Genomic DNA, 18024 nt, shown 5'->3' on the forward strand with positions numbered 1-18024 from the left:
AGTTTTTTTATTTGTCATCCAGCTCATTCTTCACTTCATCACTTACGGCATTTGTTCCACCAAGAACATGAAAGTTTGTGTAATCCTTTTCCTGGATCAGGGCTTCGATTTCATCTGGAAGGTCATCCTTCTTCACAAGAAGCATGGGAGCTTTTAATTTGGCTGCAAGTACAGATCCTGTTAAAGCATCTGCAAAATCCCGTCCCGTCGCAACTAAAGCAGCGTCTGTATCGCCAACTAATTTCGATGCAATCTCTGCAGATGTTCCGTAACGATCAGATCCTTTGTAGCGCGTTGGATTTGGAAGATTTTCAAGGACTTTTTCACTGACAGCATTTGTTCCACCAAGTACTACCGTTTCGTCAATGTCAGACAAAGCCAGTTTTGTATCTGATGGCAGATTTTCCGTATTCGTTAATAAGACAGGATAGCCATGCTCCGCTGCATAAGAAGCACCAGACAAGGCATCTGGATAGTTTCTTCCATCTGCAATGATCGCTTTTTCTGGTGATCCATCCAAGCGAGCAGCAATGTTGGCCGCCGTTTCATAACGGTCCTCTCCTGAAATACGCTCAACAGACAAGCCTTCTCCCTCTAATTGGTAACTGACATAATCAGAGATCGCTCCATCGCCACCAAGAATGACAGCATGTTTCGCTCCTAATCTATCAATCTCCGCTTTCACTTCGGATTTAAGCGTGTTCGTTTTCGTCAATAGGATAGGTGCATCAAGTTTATAAGCAAGAGGGGCCCCAGCCAATGCATCCGGGAAGGAGTCTCCTCTGGCAATAACCACGGTATCTGCCTGATCCCAGCCTTTTTTCGAAACTTCGATGGCCGTTTCATAACGATTGACTCCTGAAATACGTTCCACATCTGTTCCAAATTCAATTTGAGCAAGCATCGGGTCGTGGTCACTTGCACGTCCATCTGCTTCTGAGAAGTCAGCATTAATATTGACACTATCAATCTTCGTTTGTTCAGCCAGAGAGTTATTGACCAAAATATGATCGAGAACCTGAGAATTCCCTTGATAGTTGTAGGAATAACGCTCTTCCAGCGGAAGTTCTTCCGTCATGTTCGTCAGAACGTCCCCTTTCAATGTTTCGAGAGGATCAGAGAATTCAAAATCATTCAAGTCTCCTAAGACGACGATGTTCGCTCCATCCACGTTTTCTTCGTATTCATCGACAAAGTCATTGAGTACTTGAGCTTGTTTCAGGCGCTGGACCTGACTCCCCAGTTCTATTGGGTGACTGGCACCAAAGAGTGCATCATCTCCGCCTTTGGAATTGAAATGGTTGGTTACGACAAGGACCTTTTGTCCTTTGAATTCAAATTCTGCAGCCAACGATTTACGTGAATCATCGAAAGCTTCATTCGTTGGATCGATACGCCCTGGATTAAGGTTGAGCCCTTCTGCTGAAACTTCTACACCCGTAGTTGCATCACCGCTAGGCTTATCGACCATGGACACACGTTCAGGATTGTAGATAAACCCGACACGAATGTTTCCTCCCGGCTGGCCTCCGTCCGTTTTATCCAAAGGGGCAATTTCTGCAAATTCATAAGTTGGTCCGCCCTGGTCCTCAATCGCAGCAATGAGCTTCTTATAAGACTCATCCGCCTTGACGGTGCCATCGTCTGTCGGACCATTATTGTCTTGAACCTCCACCAATCCGATGATATCCGGCTGCTTCAAGTTGTTCACCATAGATTCAGCAATACGATTGACTTTGTCCATAGAAGTTTCTGCTGAAAAGTTTTCCATGTTGTAAGTAGCTACATTCAACTTTTCTTCTTCAACAGCAAGGTCAGTCGTTTCTCTTTCTGTGCCACCATCAATAATGACAGGGAATTCGCCGGTTGTGCGGACTTTAAAGTTGCTGTAGTCATAGCTGACGATACCCGTGACAGACCCATCAAGCTGATCTCCAACTTTGACATTGACGTCATATTCATCAACATCCAACAGCACACGCTCAGGGTTCGCGTCTTCCTCCGTCAACAACAGTCCGCCGGCATCGGTCATGGCCTGATCCTCATTGGTATCTACATAGACAGCGACCTCCTCATACTTCGGAGGAGAAGTGACGTGGGCATCTTTCAGCTCAATCCGCATACCTTCAAGGCTTTCGTAGAAATCCAGTCCGTCCGTCTCAGGATCAAAGTTTTCCATCCCATCGTCCTCAACGTTCACTTTTGGCTGGATACGGTCTTCGCCGATAACGACCGTATCTGGTAAGGCATTGCCAGATGATAGAATCGTAGAATCAGAAGCTGTGATTTGTGTGGTTAAAAGATCATCCGCATCATCGTATCCATCTTCACGCCACTCTTTAACTTCACCGTTCACCGATACTTCATCACCGACACTCACACCAGAGTTTCGATCATAAACATAGATCCCCTCTGATGTTGCAATATCTTCATCAGGGTTTGTCCCTTGAATATAATAGCCATAAGTACCATCCAGTGCTGTGACAACCCCGTTGACATTTTCTACATTCATATCTACGTATGGTGATGTATGGGAAGATCCTTGGATATCATGAATCTCCAATGAATCAACAGCCTTCAGCACTTCATAGGAGTAAGTAAATACCTCACTCGTTTCTCCACCCTCTTTGACTACGACCGCTTTGATCATCGTATCTTTATTGATGGTGATAGGAGAATCGTACACTTGACTTTCCTTCGTAGGTTCCGATCCATCCATTGTATAATGAATGGTTGCATCTGGTTGAGCAGTGCTGAGAGTGACTTCGGATCCTTCTGGAATGTTGCCAGAATCCTTAGAAGCTATAACTGAAAAAATCTGTTCAATCACATCACTCTGATCGCGAGGGATTAAACGATATTCATCAAAACTGTAGGTGACTACTCCGCGTAACAACTCATAGGTCTTCCCTACTTCAAAATCAACACTACCTTCGTTTGGAGAGATAAGAAAATCATTACCGCTTTCCTCAGCTAAATAATCCCCACCATCTCCTTCGCCAGCGATTTTCACATCGGTGAGTTCAACATATTCCCCTTCGAAATCTTCTCCCGATTCCTTGCTGAAATCTGCACCTTCTACTTGAAGAGCTGCGGGTACACCTTTCTTCTCTTCTGTAATTTCTATCTTCTCTGTCTGGATTTGTTCAAGACCATAATAAGCACCCAAAGGTCCCTCTGCTGTAAGTTCATCACCAATTGCGACTTTCTGGGCTGTACGAACGACAATGCCGCCTGTTTCATCTTGTATGTACACGTTCGTTTTGTCACCAGCTACAAAAGTTGCTGTTGCAATTCCCTTCACTTTGACATCCGTACCCTCTTCGGAGTTTCTAGCATCATATATACTGGATAATTCAGTCGGTTCCTCTACAGAGACTTCGTCCGGGAATTGCCCGAGGTAGGAAAATACATCTTGGCCTCGATCGACATAGGATACCATTGAATCAAATGAGTCATCAGGATTTGTATCTCCTGCAAGGGCATCAGCTTTTCTCGTCAGGGTCACGTCTTTAGCAAAATCGGAACCTGTACCAATTTCACCAATTGAATCAATCACCTGATCGCCTTTCTTCAAAACAATGACATCATCCCCGTTGAAACCAATCACTTGGTTCCCAGTGCTCAAATCTGCAGCATCCAGAATCGCTTGGGCTGCATTTTGATTAGCCACTACGAATGTCTCACCATCTGCAAGTGTTCCTGCCAAAGACAGCGAATAGGTGGGTGTTGTACTCCCATTGTTGTACTGGACAAGAGTGTACTGGGATAAGTCTAATGAACTCCCGGTACCATTATATAATTCCAAAGCTTTATTATTAGAGCTTCCTTCAATGTACTCGGATATGAGCATGGAATCGGCAGATGTTGCCTCTGCACTTACTGGAAAAGCAGGGGCCGTATACATCCCAAGAACCAATGAACCAACCACGACAGAGCTGACTCCACGTACAAAGTTTTTCTTTCTCAAAAGAGATAACCTCCCAATATTGTTTATATTTCTACAAAACTCCTCAACAACCTCCATTATATAGGAAAATTTGTTCAATTTGTGTTAATTGTGTAAATCTTTGATAAACAGTTTGAAATCGCTTACAATTATAGATTAATAACTTACCCATTTTCATTCCTTGAAAGAGCAGTCCAACCCTTATACATCAACGGATAAAGATGAAATTTCATAATAAAAACCCCGATACCGTTCAACGGTTCCCGGGGTCATTCATCTTATTTCTATTAGCAAAGTTACGCTCAAATTTTCCTACCGTAAGACTTCCAATATAAAGAATGAGGACCATTACCACATATCCATCAATAGAATAAATAAACCGATCGATTAAATAAAAAAACAGAAGGAGAACAGAAGCAAAAATCGCATCGATGATTACATGCTTTTTGAAAGAAATGGGAGATCACCACCTTTTTCTTCGGCATCATTCAGCCCCCTACCCCAAAAGTCCCCACTCCCTTCAGTGCTCATGGCTCCGGCCGTGTTGCATGATGGTTTCAACGATAATCTCCGAGGCTTCTCCTAATACACTCTGATCAAAGGTCATATGCGGATGATGCAAACCCGGCTGCAAATCGCACCCAACAGCCAGCATCGTCGCTTTGAGTTCCGGCTTCATGATGGAATAGAAATGAAAGTCATCTCCCCCTGTCGTTTCAATGACAGATATTAAACGCTCTTCACCTTTCACCTCTTTAATCGCACGTTCCATGTGCATGACAGATTCTTCATTCATAACTGCTGCAGGGACATCCGAAGTGACCTTCACCCTTATTTCAGAACCATGTAACTTGGATATACAATCGGCAATGGCTTCAATTTTCGAAAAAAGTTCTGACATGGCTTCGTTCGTCTGAGCTCGTAGATCTATTGAAAAAGCAGCGTTGCCTGGAATGATATTCGCACTGCTCCCACCACTCTGAAATGATGTCATTTTTGCCGAATGAGGAATTTTGGGATCTAAATGAATGGCATTCATCATGTGAACAAATTCTGCCCCCAGCTCGATTGCATTTTTGTTAAGATGCGGGCGTGCCCCATGGGCATCTTCCCCCTGGATCTCCCCTTTCAAAAATCGGACTGCTCCATGCTGAATACCTGGAGCGAACTGACCAGTACGAAGCTCCTGCATAGGTCTGAGGTGCAAACCATAAAGGTATTCTACAGAATCGATGACCCCTTCCTCTACCATCTTCAGGGCACCTTCTATCTTTTCTTCCGCGGGTTGGAAAATAAATCGAACCGTCCCGTTCCAAGAATCTTTTCTCTCTTCTAACTTGTAAAAAGCATCAAGGACTATCGCCATATGGGCATCATGCCCGCAGGAATGATTCGCTTTAAACGTTCCATCTACTTCCTGCCAAAGGGCATCTATATCCGCACGTACAGCGATCACAGGGTCTCCTTGGCCCAGATCAGCGATCAAGCCTGTACAATCATTGAATCGCCGGATTCTCGCATTCGTTTTCTCTAGCAAAGAGGCAATATAATCTGTTGTCTTCGTTTCCTTCCAGCTGACCTCTGGATTTTGATGAAGGTGATCAAAGATTTCCTGTACCGTTGGTCGAACATTCTTCTTCATAGACACACTCCCGTTTACAATATTTTGTATTACACACTTCCCTGTTTTCCTGCCTTTTCCTCCTTGAATGTTGAATTTTCTAGTAGATGTGAATTCCTAAAAAAATATGTTTTTGGAATGAAAAAAGAGTGCACCAACAACTGGTGCACTCTCTTAAAAAACTTCCCATATCCTTCTCAAATTTCTTTGATAATCCTTGCCGGGTAAAAATCATGTGAACAAGACGGAAGCCGATAAGTGTCTACTTTAAAACAAAGAGGAGAGGACCATGAATAAGCAAGTGTATGGACCACACAACAGACCAGAAAAACACTCAGACTAATGAGAGTTCTATCACCATGTCCCCCTCCTATACTTAAAGACAACCATTGAATCCATCATCGGTGTACATTTACGAAAACACCTTGTCGATCTTCATCCATTCCTCTTCAGATAAATCAACATCCAGTGTCTTCAAGTTATCAACCACCTGCTCCGTACGTTTAGCTCCAGGAATTACGGCGTCAATGGAGGGCTGATTCAAGTACCACGCTAAAACAATATGAGGGATTCCCACATTTTTCTCTTCCGCTATCGGTCTGAGCTGCTCCACCTTTTCTAAATTCCGTCTGAATTTCTCACCCTGGAAAAGAGGGTTCTTCGCTCGGAAGTCATCAAACGTCGTGTTCTCATTATACTTTCCGGCGAGGAGACCGGATGCAAATGGAAAGTATGGAATGAAAGAAATCTCATTTTCAGCTGTGTAAGGAAGCATCTCCTTCTCCGCTTCACGTTTGAACAAGTTATATTCACTCTGAATGACATCCACGTATCCATCTTTATCCGCTTCTTTCAGTTGATCGACCGAGAAGTTCGATACACCGATGGATCGTATTTTCCCTTCGTCTTTCAACTCTTTCAAGGCACCCACCGCTTCATCTTTTGGTGTGGATTCATCCGGAAAATGAATGTAGAACAAATCAATATAATCCGTGCGGAGACGCTGCAAGCTATCTTCCACGGATTTCTTCAGAAACTCCGGGGAGTTGTTGAAGACGACATCTTCGCCTTTGAATTGGTGAGCACCTTTTGTAGCAAGAATAATATCCTCACGCTTGTATTCCTTCATCACTTCTCCGACCAACTCTTCCGATCGTTCAGGTCCGTAGATAAACGCTGTATCCAGAAAATTCATTCCATGATTAAGTGCTGTACGTACGACCTCTTTACCTGCTTCTTCATCAAGGTTCGGGTAAATATTGTGACCACCGACGGCGTTGGTTCCAAGGCCTATGGGGTTAACATAGAGTTCTGATTTCCCTAGTCGTGTTTGTCTATCCATATGAACATGTCTCCTTTTAGTTGTTGGTGTTATGGTTATTTACATTCCACAACTCAGGAAGGAAGAAACCAAACGGTCGATCTCTAATGATCAACTCCAGCACTCTTATCACATTTATTTAAAAAGATAAGAAACGTAATCAAGAAATTGTAAGTGGGAGGGTAAGATTCGATATAATAGAATTACTCTATGAATCAAAGGTGATGACTACCTATGCAGCCGAAATGGAAACAACTTCTACAATTGATACGGGCTACCCATCCACCAAAACTTATCTTCTCAATCGCACTATTCTTAAGTTTACTCACAACGATTGCAGGTCTTGCGATCCCTTTACTCGCCAGCCGTTTAATCGACAATTTTGATTTGAACGACCTAAATACAACCGTAATCGCGGGAATCGTTATTGCTTTCTTTGTCCAGGCCGTTGCCGGTGGTGTATCAGTCTACTTCCTCGCCAAAGTCGGACAGCATATCATTGCTTCTTTGCGGGAGCAGTTGTGGCAAAAACTCCTTGTCCTTCCGGTTTCCTACTATGATGCTCATGAAACGGGAGATGCGGTCAGTCGAATGACAAACGATACAGGTGTCATCAAAAACCTGATTACCGAACATTTCACAGGCTTCATTACCGGGATCATTTCTGTCGTCGGGGCGATTGTCATCCTATTTTATTTGGATTGGCCTTTGACGCTCGTCATGTTTTCCATTATTCCGTTAGCTCTCCTTTTTCTAATTCCGATCGGCAGAAAGATGGCGAAGATCTCCCGTAATCTGCAAAAGGAAACCGCCGGCTTTTCTGCTCATTTGACCCGGGTCATCTCAGAAATCCGTCTTGTAAAAGCTTCCAATGCTGAAGACAGGGAGTGGAACAAGGGGAAATCAGGGATCAATAAGTTATATGCCCTCGGATTACGTGAAGGCGTCATCCAGGCATTGATGTCGCCCCTTGTTTCTTCACTCATCATTGTTGTCCTTGTTTTAATCATCGGATTTGGTGGTGTACGGGTAACTTCAGGCTCTATGACACCGGGAGAGCTGGCTGCTTTCTTCATATATTTGTTCCAAATCATTATGCCGATTACACAGATTGTCGTATTCACCACACAATTTCAGAAAACCGTTGGGGCAACTGAAAAGGTGCTTTCGATTTTGTCGTTGGATGGAGAAAACTTGCAGGACGGGCGTGAAGTCGAGTCTTTTGACCGCAGCCTGGTCGTTGATCATTTATCATTTAGCTATCGTCCTGATGATCCCATTTTAGATGACGTTTCCTTTACAGCGATAAAAGGAGAAGTAACGGCGGTTGTCGGGCCCAGCGGGAGTGGGAAAACGACCCTGTTCTCTCTGATCGAACAGTTTTATTCCCCATCTGAAGGAAACATTCTCTATGACGAAGAACCAATATCCATTTACAACCTAAAATCCTGGCGCACTATGATTGGATACGTTTCTCAGGAGAGTCCCCTTTATGCAGGAACGATCATGGACAATTTAACCTATGGCTTGGAAGGGAACATCCCAATAGAGAAAGTACACGCAGCAGCAGAAATGGCTTATGCGGATACATTTATCCAATCGTTGTCCCACGGATATGATACGGAAGTCGGTGAAAGAGGGATTAAGTTATCAGGTGGACAAAGGCAGCGCATCGCGATTGCCCGTGCCCTTCTAAGGGATCCTAAAATTCTCATGCTGGACGAAGCCACCTCAAGCCTCGACAGCCAATCAGAAATCGTCGTTCAACAAGCTTTGAAGAATTTAATGAAAGGACGAACAACACTGGTCATCGCCCATCGGCTATCTACAATTGTGGATGCAGATAAAATCGTTTTCCTAGAGAAAGGAAAGGTAACAGGGATCGGCACCCATGAGGAATTATTCCAGAAACACTCGCTTTACCGTAATTTTGCCAGACAGCAACTAAAGCCTGATGTGGGGACTAGATAGAGCATTTTCAATCATATAATCCATCTCCTTTCTGGAGTGGTTCATCAAATGCTCGGACATATATTTGCACCCATTATTAAGGAATACTCTCCAAAAAAAGAGCACCCTCGTTAAAGGGCGCTCTTTCTTATTATTTAAACTGTCTTGTCGCTTCTACAGCCTTCTGCCAGCCTTTGTATAGCTTTTGCTGCTCTTCTTCACTCATCTCATTCGTAAACGTTCGGTCATTTTCTGATTGCTGTTTAATTTCTTCTTTATCTTTCCAATAGCCAACCGCAAGCCCTGCTAAAAAGGCTGAGCCGAGGGCGGTCGTTTCCTGAACGACTGGACGCTCTACCGGTACGCCGAGAATATCACTTTGGAACTGCATCAGGAAATTGTTCTTCACTGCGCCGCCATCAACTCTAAGCGCTTTCAAATCGATGCCTGAATCGGCGATCATTGCATCCAACACATCTTTTGTTTGGTACGCGAGGGATTCTAATGTTGCGCGGACGAAATGTTCTTTCGTTGTGCCACGTGTCAGGCCGAACATCGCTCCCCTTGCATCACTATCCCAATATGGTGTTCCAAGCCCAACGAAGGCGGGAACTAAATATACCCCGTCCGAAGAATCTACGGAGGTGGCAAGGGCTTCTGTTTCCGGAGCATCCTCTATCATCTTCAACCCATCTCTCAGCCATTGAATCGCTGATCCAGCGACAAAGATGCTTCCTTCAAGGGCATATTCGACTTTTCCATCAAGGCCCCAGGCAAGCGTTGTCAAAAGACCGTGGTCTGAAGCTACGCCTTCTTCTCCTGTGTTCATCAACATGAAGCAGCCCGTACCATACGTATTTTTCGCCATCCCTTTTTCAAAACAGGCTTGGCCGAACAGTGCTGCCTGTTGGTCACCTGCGATTCCTGCAATAGGAACTTCCTGACCGAAGAAGTGATAATCAACGGTATGAGCATAAATTTCCGATGATGGTTTCACCTCTGGAAGCATGGACGCTGGGACACCTAAAATATCAAGGAGTTCCTCATCCCATTTCAAGTCATAGATGTTGTACATCAATGTACGGGAAGCGTTGGAGTAATCCGTGATATGAGCTTTTCCTCCAGAAAGTTTGTACACTAGCCATGTATCAATCGTTCCGAATAATAGCTCCCCATTCTCCGCCTTTTCTCTTGCGCCTTCAACATTGTCTAACATCCATTTTACTTTTGTGCCAGAGAAGTACGGATCTAAAAGCAAACCGGTTTTCCCACGGAAAAGATCATTGTGACCAGCCGCACGCAGCTCTTTACAAATCTCTTCGGTCTGACGGGACTGCCACACAATCGCTTTGTGAATTGGCTTTCCAGTATTCTTATCCCATACGACAGCGGTTTCCCTCTGGTTGGTAATTCCGATTCCCGCGATTTGCTGTGGACTTACATCGGATTTTCTTAATACCTCTGCAATACAGGCCAGTACAGAAGTCCAAATTTCATTCGCATCGTGCTCTACCCAGCCTGGTTTTGGAAAGAACTGTTCAAATTCTTTTTGAGCTGTCTCTACAATTTTTCCTGCTTTGTTAAAAAGAATCGCTCGGGAACTCGTTGTGCCCTGGTCAATTGAAAGAATGTATTGGTTTTCCATATCAATCATCTCCTTAATTTTTAATTAGCTCACTTCATTTTCTATTTTGTCGCTGTAGGTTTGCCCTTTTTTCAATTCAGAACTCGCAGCACCAATCAGGATGAATGCGACAATCACGGACAAGATCCAAAAAGCAACGGACAATTCCTGCATAAAGATTGCTCGGTAAAAAAGAGCTCCATAGATTCCACCTAAAATCGGTCCCACGACTGGGATCCAGGCGTAACTCCAATCTGAACCACCTTTTCCTGGGATCGGAAGCAGGGCATGGGCAATTCTCGGCCCTAAGTCACGTGCAGGGTTAATGGCATAACCGGTCGTTCCCCCGATGGACATCCCGATGGCTACAATGAGTGCACCTACAATAAGTGGATTCAAACCTTCCGTAAATTCATTAGCACCAATAAACAATAGCCCCATAAGAAGAACAAATGTCCCTATCATTTCACTGATTAAATTGGAAAAAGGACTGCGAATCGCTGGATCTGTAGAAAAGACCGCCAGCTTTGCTCCTTGATCTTCCGTAGCACGCCAGTGAGGCAGATAGTTAAGAAAGACAATGCCCGCCCCGATAAGAGCACCAATCATCTGAGCTGTAATATAAAGAGGGACCTTCGCCCAAGGAAAATCGCCGATGGACGCCAAACCTAATGTAACGGCAGGGTTAATGTGCGCGCCTGAGAATCCACCGACAGCGTAGACCGCCATTGTAACGGCAAGTCCCCAGGCAATGGTAATGACCACCCAGCCGGCTCCTTCTGCTTTCGAATTCTTTAGAACAACACCACCAACTACACCACCACCAAAAATAATTAAAATCATGGTACCAATCAGTTCAGCTACAAACTCTGACATCCTCCACACTCCTATTTGTTAAATTTTGGGAGTATATACGCAAAAGGAGACCCACACAAAGAGCCTGGACAATAAACGTCCGGCAAAAGTGTGAGTCTCCAAATCTCCGTCACATACTTAACTTGTTGTTGCTAATTATATGACACTATGTAAGCGGTGTCAATAATATTTTAGAAAGGGCTGCGGCGAAGTGAAAGATTAAAAGCTTTTTACGATAAACTCTACAAGCAAATAAAACGCAACTGACTTAACAGTTGCGCTCTGTTTTTGATTCGATTAGGCACCCATTGATGAAAGAGCACGTTTGCTTTCTTGTTGCTCTTGTTCCTTCTTCAACTGCTGGACCTTGTTCCGCTCTACTTCCAATTCTTCCTGAAGTCTCTGGTTTTCTTTAACCAGTAAATCTCTTTGATCCAACACTCTCAACATATCTTCTCTCATTTTCATTCTCCTTTGAGGATTTTATGGAAAATTGTAGAAAAATGACGGTTTATAATTTCATAGGATATAATTACCCAGTCTTCTAATAACTCAAACATTAATCTCCTAAGAAATTATCAAACTTACGATTCCTCTTTCAGCCGCAACAAATAGAAAAGCGCTCCAAATATAGGAATGACCCCGGTCCAGTGTCGCTGGTTAGCTCTTCCCCTTCTATGTTCTTTCCAGTAGATGACGAAAATAGACAATCCGGTTAATACGATAAAATCAATGGTCATTACATGGACAAAATTAGATGTTTGGAAGGCCTGACGATAGGAGATAAAATCCCCATAAACGGTTCCGTACCATAATAAAGCTGCAGTAACGAATATAAGAACAAAAATGAAAAAACGAGTATGGAATACCTTCACTAACCAGTCCGGAATCCTTCCTTTTTTCACATTCCTTGCGTTTGATAAGAAAAAATAGGGCATTAGCGCAAAGGCTCCCAGCATGAACATCCCCAATAGAAATGGCCATAACGGTAGACGGCTGCGATCTTCTCCGATAAGAAGAGCAACAAAAACGAGGGGATAGATGCCAAGAAAGCTGAACACCATCAATAAGAGAGGATCTGGTTCATCCATCGTTAACAGCTGACCCAAGTATCCATGGTTACCGTCCGGGGCGAGGAAGAAGGCATATAATATAAACCCCATCCATCCAGCTAAAAATAAGACTTGGCGCAATTTCATCTTTTCACCTATCTTTCATTTTTTAAATGAACACTAAGAAGCTTTTTGAAATGTATCCTTATTACCCATTTTAATCATTATTCAAACATTCAAGTTAACGGAACATGGAAGGTAGTCTCTATGGAGGACACCACTTCAACTCCCCACGTCGCAAAACCGCTTTGATAACCTACGTGATCGTTTACAGCCAGGCTTCGTAGAAACCCTTACCAGCCGATAAATACAACATATCCCCGCCATATTAACCAGTCTTTGAACAATAACTCTACCAATTCCCCTACTTTTTAACTGTACAACTTCGGCAAAATTCGAGAATAAATTTCAGAAAATTCATCAAGTTATGATGCATTTTCATGAAAGTTTTGTTATAGTACATAAATAACGGAACATTTAAGGACAATGTCCAAAATAACAATGAAGGGGTGTCCTTTTTGGAAACCTTACAATCATACATCAATGAAATCGAAAATGACATCTATCAAATACGAAGACAATTGCATAAATATCCAGAATTGAGTGGAGAAGAAGGGAACACTTCTGGACTTGTCAAAGAGAAACTCACGGAATACGGGATTCCTTATAAAAACGGCTTCGCTAACACAGGTGTGCTCGGAATCATCAAGGGAGGGAAGCCCGGAAAGACGGTTGCATTAAGAGCTGATATGGATGCCCTTCCGATTCAGGAAACAAACGACCATGATTTTGTTTCGGAAGTAGATGGAAAGATGCATGCGTGCGGTCACGATGCTCACACGGCGATGCTCCTTGGAGCTGGGTATGCCCTCAAGCAAGTCGAAGATCAGATCAAAGGAACGGTACTTCTCGTTTTCCAACCAGCGGAAGAAGCTTCGCCAGTCGGAGGCTCTGGTCCGATGATGGATGATGGGGTGTTTGCTGAGTACCAACCGGACGTGATTTACGGACAACATGTGTGGCCGGGATTACCCGTTGGTAAATTGGGAATTCGCGACAATGAAATGATGGGCGCATCGGATCGCTTCACTGTAAAAGTGACGGGAAGAGGCGGTCATGCCAGCATGCCTCACGAAGGAAACGACGCAATCATTGTTGCGAATCAGATGATTTCAAGCCTGCAAACCATTGTCAGTCGTAACATCAATCCCTTAGATTCCGCAGTCGTGACCATCGGAAGGATTGAAGGCGGCCATCGCTACAACGTCATTCCTAAAGAGGTGACCATTGAAGGAACCATCCGGACTTACAAACCTGAAGTGAAACAAAAAATCAAAGATCGTTTCCATACGATTCTGAACCAAACGGCTGATGCGTTTGACGCGGAGGTTGATATTGAATACCTTGACGGCTATCCAGCTACTATTAATACACCAGCTTACGCTCAACAAGCCCGAAAAACCGCTCAAAGGCTTTTCGGAGAAAATGCGACCCCTGAAGTTGAGCCTGCACTTGCGGGAGAGGATTTCTCTCGTTTCTTACTTGAATACCCAGGCGCTTTCCTCTGGCTTGGAACACAAATTGAGCAGGCATCTGAACAAAAGCCGCTTCATGATCCTGGGTTCCAATTAGATGAAAGAGCCCTGCCTATGGGAAGCCGCTTCTTAGCGGAAGTTGCTTTAGACACGTTGCAGTCTCTATCCAATAAGGAGGGATAATGGTGATTGACGCAATTGATTCTTTCATTCAAGAACTTGAGCCACAATTAACTTCATGGCGACGCGAGCTTCATCAACAGCCTGAACTCGGGTTCCTTGAATACGAAACCTCGTACAAAGTCGGCAAGGAATTAGAAAAACTCGGGTTCATCACCCACATGGGAAAAGAAGCGGTCAAAAGCGATTCAAGATATGGTGTTCCTGAATATCATGATATACAAAAAGCTGAGAAGCAAGCCCTTGAAAATGGTGTACCACCGGAGTGGATCGACCGGATGGCAGGAGGACACACCGGAGTGGTCGCTCAGTGGGACACTGGAAAAGATGGCCCTCACCTCGCCTTTCGTTTTGACATCGATGCCCTCCCAATCTTGGAAGCATCTGATCAAACTCACATTCCTAATAAACATAAATTTCGTTCTAAGCAGAATGGCGTCATGCATGCTTGTGGGCACGATGGACATACAACGATAGGGCTCGGGCTCGCCCGTTTTATTGCTCAATTTCAAGAGCACTTTGTCGGAAGGTTTACCCTCCTGTTTCAGCCGGCAGAAGAAGGCGGCCGAGGGGCAAAAGCGATGGTGGACCAAGGATGGTTGGACGAGGTCGACCAATTCTACTCCGGCCATATCGGGATCAACTCCCTCCCTGTTGGAACCATCGCTGCAACAACGCAAGGCTTTCTTGCTTCATCTAAATGGAACGTGACCTTCCACGGTCAATCTTCCCATGCGGGTATGAAACCTGAGGATGGACGGAACGCATTACTGGCAGCTGCAACAGCCGCCACCCAGCTGCATGCCATCCCCCGTCACAGTGAAGGAGTAAGCCGAGTAAATGTAGGAAAGCTGGTCGCCGGAAACGGCAGGAACATCATATCCGACCGTGGGTATATGGAGATTGAAACAAGAGGTGAATCAGAGGTCATCCATCAATTCATGCAGAAGGAGGCAAAGCGGATCATTCATTCTACCGCTTCCATGTTTGATGTAAGCGTCGATATCGAATACGTCGGGGAAACGGAACGTATGCGCTGTGATGAGAGCTTGATCCCATTCATTGAAGACCAGTGTCAAGAAAGTTCCTTAATCAATCGAATTGATCCTGTTGCTTATGTCTCGGGTTCCGAGGATGCCAGTTTCATGATGAATGCGGTTCAGGAAAATGGAGGAATAGCAACGTACATGCTGTTTGGTACATCATTGCCATCCAATCACCATTCCCCAACCTTTAATTTTGAAGAAAAAGTATTACCTGTCGCACTCGCCGCCTATGCGCACGTCTTAAGAGGAGGAAATGTTCAATGAAGCAGTGGTTAGAAGAAAAACTATTACAACTTAATGTTACTGAATACATGGATGAAGAGAACGGATTCACCAGACTCAGCTATACCAATGAAGAAAAACAGGCACACGAAGCTTTTAGAAAAGTAGCCAGTGAACTGAACCTTGATGTGAGTCAGGACGAGGCCGGAAATTTATGGGCTCGATGGAAAGCAGACAATGAGGATGCACCGACGATTGCTACCGGCTCCCACCTGGATACAGTCAGTAGTGGCGGTGGATATGATGGAGCTGCCGGTGTACTGACAGGCTTGGCTGCTGTCAAACTTTTAAAAGACAAAGGCTTCCGGCCAAAGAAAAACATCGATGTTGTCTGTTTCGCCTCCGAGGAGTCGGCGCGTTTCGGCGTTTCCACCGTAGGAAGCAAGGCGACGGCCGGCATGATTGAAAAAGATGAACTCGGCCGTGTGGTGGATGCTGACGGCATGACGGTGAAAGAAGCGGTAGAAGCTTACGGGTTGTCGTGGGTTGCCATAGATCAAGCCGAGAAATCTCCGGCCGATTTAGAAAGTTTCCTTGAATTGCACATTGAACAAGGAACTCAAATTGAAGACAACGGAGCGGAAATTGGTATCGTTCGTGGAGTCGCTTGTCCTGTACGATTGCAAGTCACCGTTCAAGGGATGGCCAACCACACAGGAACGACACCGATGAACAACCGTGCTGATGCCTTTGTCGCTGCAGCACCCATCATCACCTATGTGGAAGAACAAGCCCGTAAACTTAATGAGGAACAGCAGACACCGATTGTCGCAACGACAAGTACGGTGAAACTTTCACCGAACGTCATGAATGTCATACCAGGAGAAGTCCAATTAGGAATTGACATCCGAAGCGTAGATGATGAGCTGAAAAGAAGTCTTGCCGACCAAATCCGCAGCTATTGTGAAACGATCCAGACATCCAAGGATGTAACGGTTCATGTCCATACGCTCGTGGATAATGATTCTGTCCATCTCGATTCTTCCATTCAAGAGAAGCTTCAGGAGATTACGGAGAACGTCGGTTACCGTGCTCATGCCATGGACAGCGGTGCCGGTCATGATGTCATGAATATGGCTAAACGCTGGCCATCCGGACTCATTTTCATCCCTTGCCGGGAGGGGATCAGCCATCACCCTAAAGAATACGCGTCCATCGAGGACTTAAATAAAGGGACGAATGTGCTGTCAGCCTATCTGGAATCCATAGCGGGTGATGACCAATGAAAACGAAGATAGGAGTCATTGGTCCAAAGGATTCCGTCGAGCAAATCATGTATGTCGCCGAGGAATTTAAACAGATCACATTCTACCCTTTTACCTACGAAAAGCTATCGGACGTCACGGATATCCTGAAAGAACACAGACACGAAGTGGATCAATGGTTCTTCTCGGGAGTCCTCAACCACACCTATGCGATAGAAAACGGCTTGATTACGGAAGAGGAGAGTGCTTATCCTCCTCTTCACGGTTCCAGCTTTTTCGGAATCTTATTGGAAGCTCAACTGACGACCAATCACGTCTACCGGAAAGTCAGCATCGACACGATTGCCAATGAAGAGTTTGATAAGATTTTGTCCTATTATCAACTGGATGCCCTGGAATATGAAAACTTCCCATTCGAGAAGGTACGTCACACCGATGAACTGACCGCTTTTCACAGCCAGTTGTATGAACAAGGGAAAACAGAAGTCGTCATCACTTCCATTAAGGCCGTATATAAAGAGTTGAAAGAAAAGAACATCCCTGTTTTCCGGGTGACCCCCTCTTATTTATCGATTAAAATGCTCATTCAATTCTTAGAGGAGCGCGCCCAATCCAAACATTTCCGCAATTCACAAGTGGCCATCATCGGCTGTCGTGTCGAGATGAACGCCTCCCACTCAGAAGAAAACTACTACTCGTTCAAAACGAAGTATCAAGAACTCGATGTCCGCCGTCAATTATTATCCTTTGCAGAAAAAACGAACGGATCTGTCATGCAGCTCGGAGATGGACTGTTTTTCATCTTTACGACACGGGGCGAATTAAGTGAAGAATCAGAAGCTGATCTTTTTACTCTCATTGAAGACATCCGTCTACAAACCAACTTAACCGCCCGAGTGTCCATCGGTTTTGGTGAAACCGTATCTCAAGCTGAAAATCACGTCAGAATCGGGTTCCGTCACATCAAAGAAGAAAAAGAACCGCTGCTCCTCATTGTGGATGAAGATCAATCCATCTCATTGAAACAGCAGCAGAAGACCTTAAGTTATCATACGACCGAAATCGGTCATAGCCTGCAAAACAAGATGAAAGAAGCGAATTTAAGCCCAGGGGTCATTTCCAAACTACTGGCTTATTCCAAGCAGTATCACAGGGATCACTTCTCATCTCAAGACTTGTCCCGATGGTTGAAAAGTACCGAGCGAAATGGACGAAGGATCCTGACAGAATTAGAACGCGTCCATATTGTGGAGCAAGCAGGTGAACGACAATCAGGCGAACGCGGGAGACCGAGAAAGGTTTATCGCTTCGTGAAGGAGGAATAATTCTTCCTTCTCCCTTTTA

Annotated in this window: 12 protein-coding genes; 5 read left to right on the forward strand and 7 right to left on the reverse strand. The window is 44.6% G+C overall.

The annotated features are described in order from the left end of the window. Positions 1-7: 7 nt before the first annotated feature. The 3 genes from J0K78_RS12115 to J0K78_RS12125 form a co-directional block, all read right to left on the reverse strand. Positions 8-3970, reverse strand: a complete 3963-nt coding sequence (locus J0K78_RS12115; RefSeq protein ID WP_206947316.1) for a cell wall-binding repeat-containing protein — start codon at positions 3968-3970, stop codon at positions 8-10. A 499-nt stretch (positions 3971-4469) separates the two neighbouring features. Next, positions 4470-5591 carry a M20 peptidase aminoacylase family protein gene (locus J0K78_RS12120; protein WP_206947317.1) on the reverse strand — a complete coding sequence of 374 codons (1122 nt, stop codon included), beginning with the start codon at positions 5589-5591 and terminating at the stop codon, positions 4470-4472. Positions 5592-5982: 391 nt separating this feature from the next. Continuing rightward, positions 5983-6912, reverse strand: a complete 930-nt coding sequence (locus J0K78_RS12125; RefSeq protein WP_206947318.1) for an aldo/keto reductase — start codon at positions 6910-6912, stop codon at positions 5983-5985. Between the two features lie 213 nt (positions 6913-7125). Between J0K78_RS12125 and J0K78_RS12130 the strand changes: the two genes are divergently transcribed. Beyond that, positions 7126-8862, forward strand: coding sequence for an ABC transporter ATP-binding protein (locus J0K78_RS12130; protein WP_206947319.1), 1737 nt, complete (start codon positions 7126-7128; stop codon positions 8860-8862). Between the two features lie 130 nt (positions 8863-8992). Here J0K78_RS12130 and glpK read toward each other — a convergent pair whose 3' ends face one another. The 4 genes from glpK to J0K78_RS12150 form a co-directional block, all read right to left on the reverse strand. Next, entirely contained in the window at positions 8993-10486 is a 1494-nt protein-coding gene (gene glpK, locus J0K78_RS12135) for a glycerol kinase GlpK (protein WP_206947320.1), read from the reverse strand. A gap of 24 nt (positions 10487-10510) precedes the next feature. Continuing rightward, positions 10511-11341, reverse strand: coding sequence for an MIP/aquaporin family protein (locus tag J0K78_RS12140; RefSeq protein ID WP_206947321.1), 831 nt, complete (start codon positions 11339-11341; stop codon positions 10511-10513). Between the two features lie 276 nt (positions 11342-11617). Continuing rightward, positions 11618-11782: a hypothetical protein gene (locus tag J0K78_RS12145; RefSeq protein ID WP_206947322.1), complete on the reverse strand. Its 165-nt coding sequence runs from the start codon at positions 11780-11782 to the stop codon at positions 11618-11620. A gap of 122 nt (positions 11783-11904) precedes the next feature. Further along, positions 11905-12519 carry a hypothetical protein gene (locus tag J0K78_RS12150; protein WP_206947323.1) on the reverse strand — a complete coding sequence of 205 codons (615 nt, stop codon included), beginning with the start codon at positions 12517-12519 and terminating at the stop codon, positions 11905-11907. A 431-nt stretch (positions 12520-12950) separates the two neighbouring features. Between J0K78_RS12150 and J0K78_RS12155 the strand changes: the two genes are divergently transcribed. Genes J0K78_RS12155 through J0K78_RS12170 form a run of 4 tightly spaced genes read left to right on the forward strand, consistent with a single transcriptional unit; the run spans position 12951 to position 18005 of the window. After that, positions 12951-14150 carry a M20 metallopeptidase family protein gene (locus tag J0K78_RS12155; protein ID WP_206947324.1) on the forward strand — a complete coding sequence of 400 codons (1200 nt, stop codon included), beginning with the start codon at positions 12951-12953 and terminating at the stop codon, positions 14148-14150. Then, entirely contained in the window at positions 14150-15457 is a 1308-nt protein-coding gene (locus J0K78_RS12160) for an amidohydrolase (protein ID WP_206947325.1), read from the forward strand. The genes J0K78_RS12155 and J0K78_RS12160 overlap by 1 nt, the downstream gene beginning before the upstream one ends. Continuing rightward, on the forward strand, positions 15454-16701 hold the full coding sequence (locus J0K78_RS12165; RefSeq protein ID WP_206947326.1) for a M20 family metallo-hydrolase: 1248 nt from the start codon (positions 15454-15456) through the stop codon (positions 16699-16701). Before J0K78_RS12160 ends, J0K78_RS12165 begins: the two co-directional genes overlap by 4 nt. Then, the gene (locus J0K78_RS12170; RefSeq protein ID WP_206947327.1) at positions 16698-18005 is read left to right on the forward strand and encodes a hypothetical protein; all 1308 of its coding nucleotides are present in this window, start codon (positions 16698-16700) and stop codon (positions 18003-18005) included. Before J0K78_RS12165 ends, J0K78_RS12170 begins: the two co-directional genes overlap by 4 nt. The last annotated feature ends 19 nt before the right edge of the window (positions 18006-18024 follow it).

The sequence above is a fragment of the Halobacillus sp. GSS1 genome (genome assembly GCF_017307035.1).
In the GTDB taxonomy this organism is placed as follows: Bacteria; Bacillota; Bacilli; order Bacillales; family Halobacillaceae; genus Halobacillus; species Halobacillus litoralis.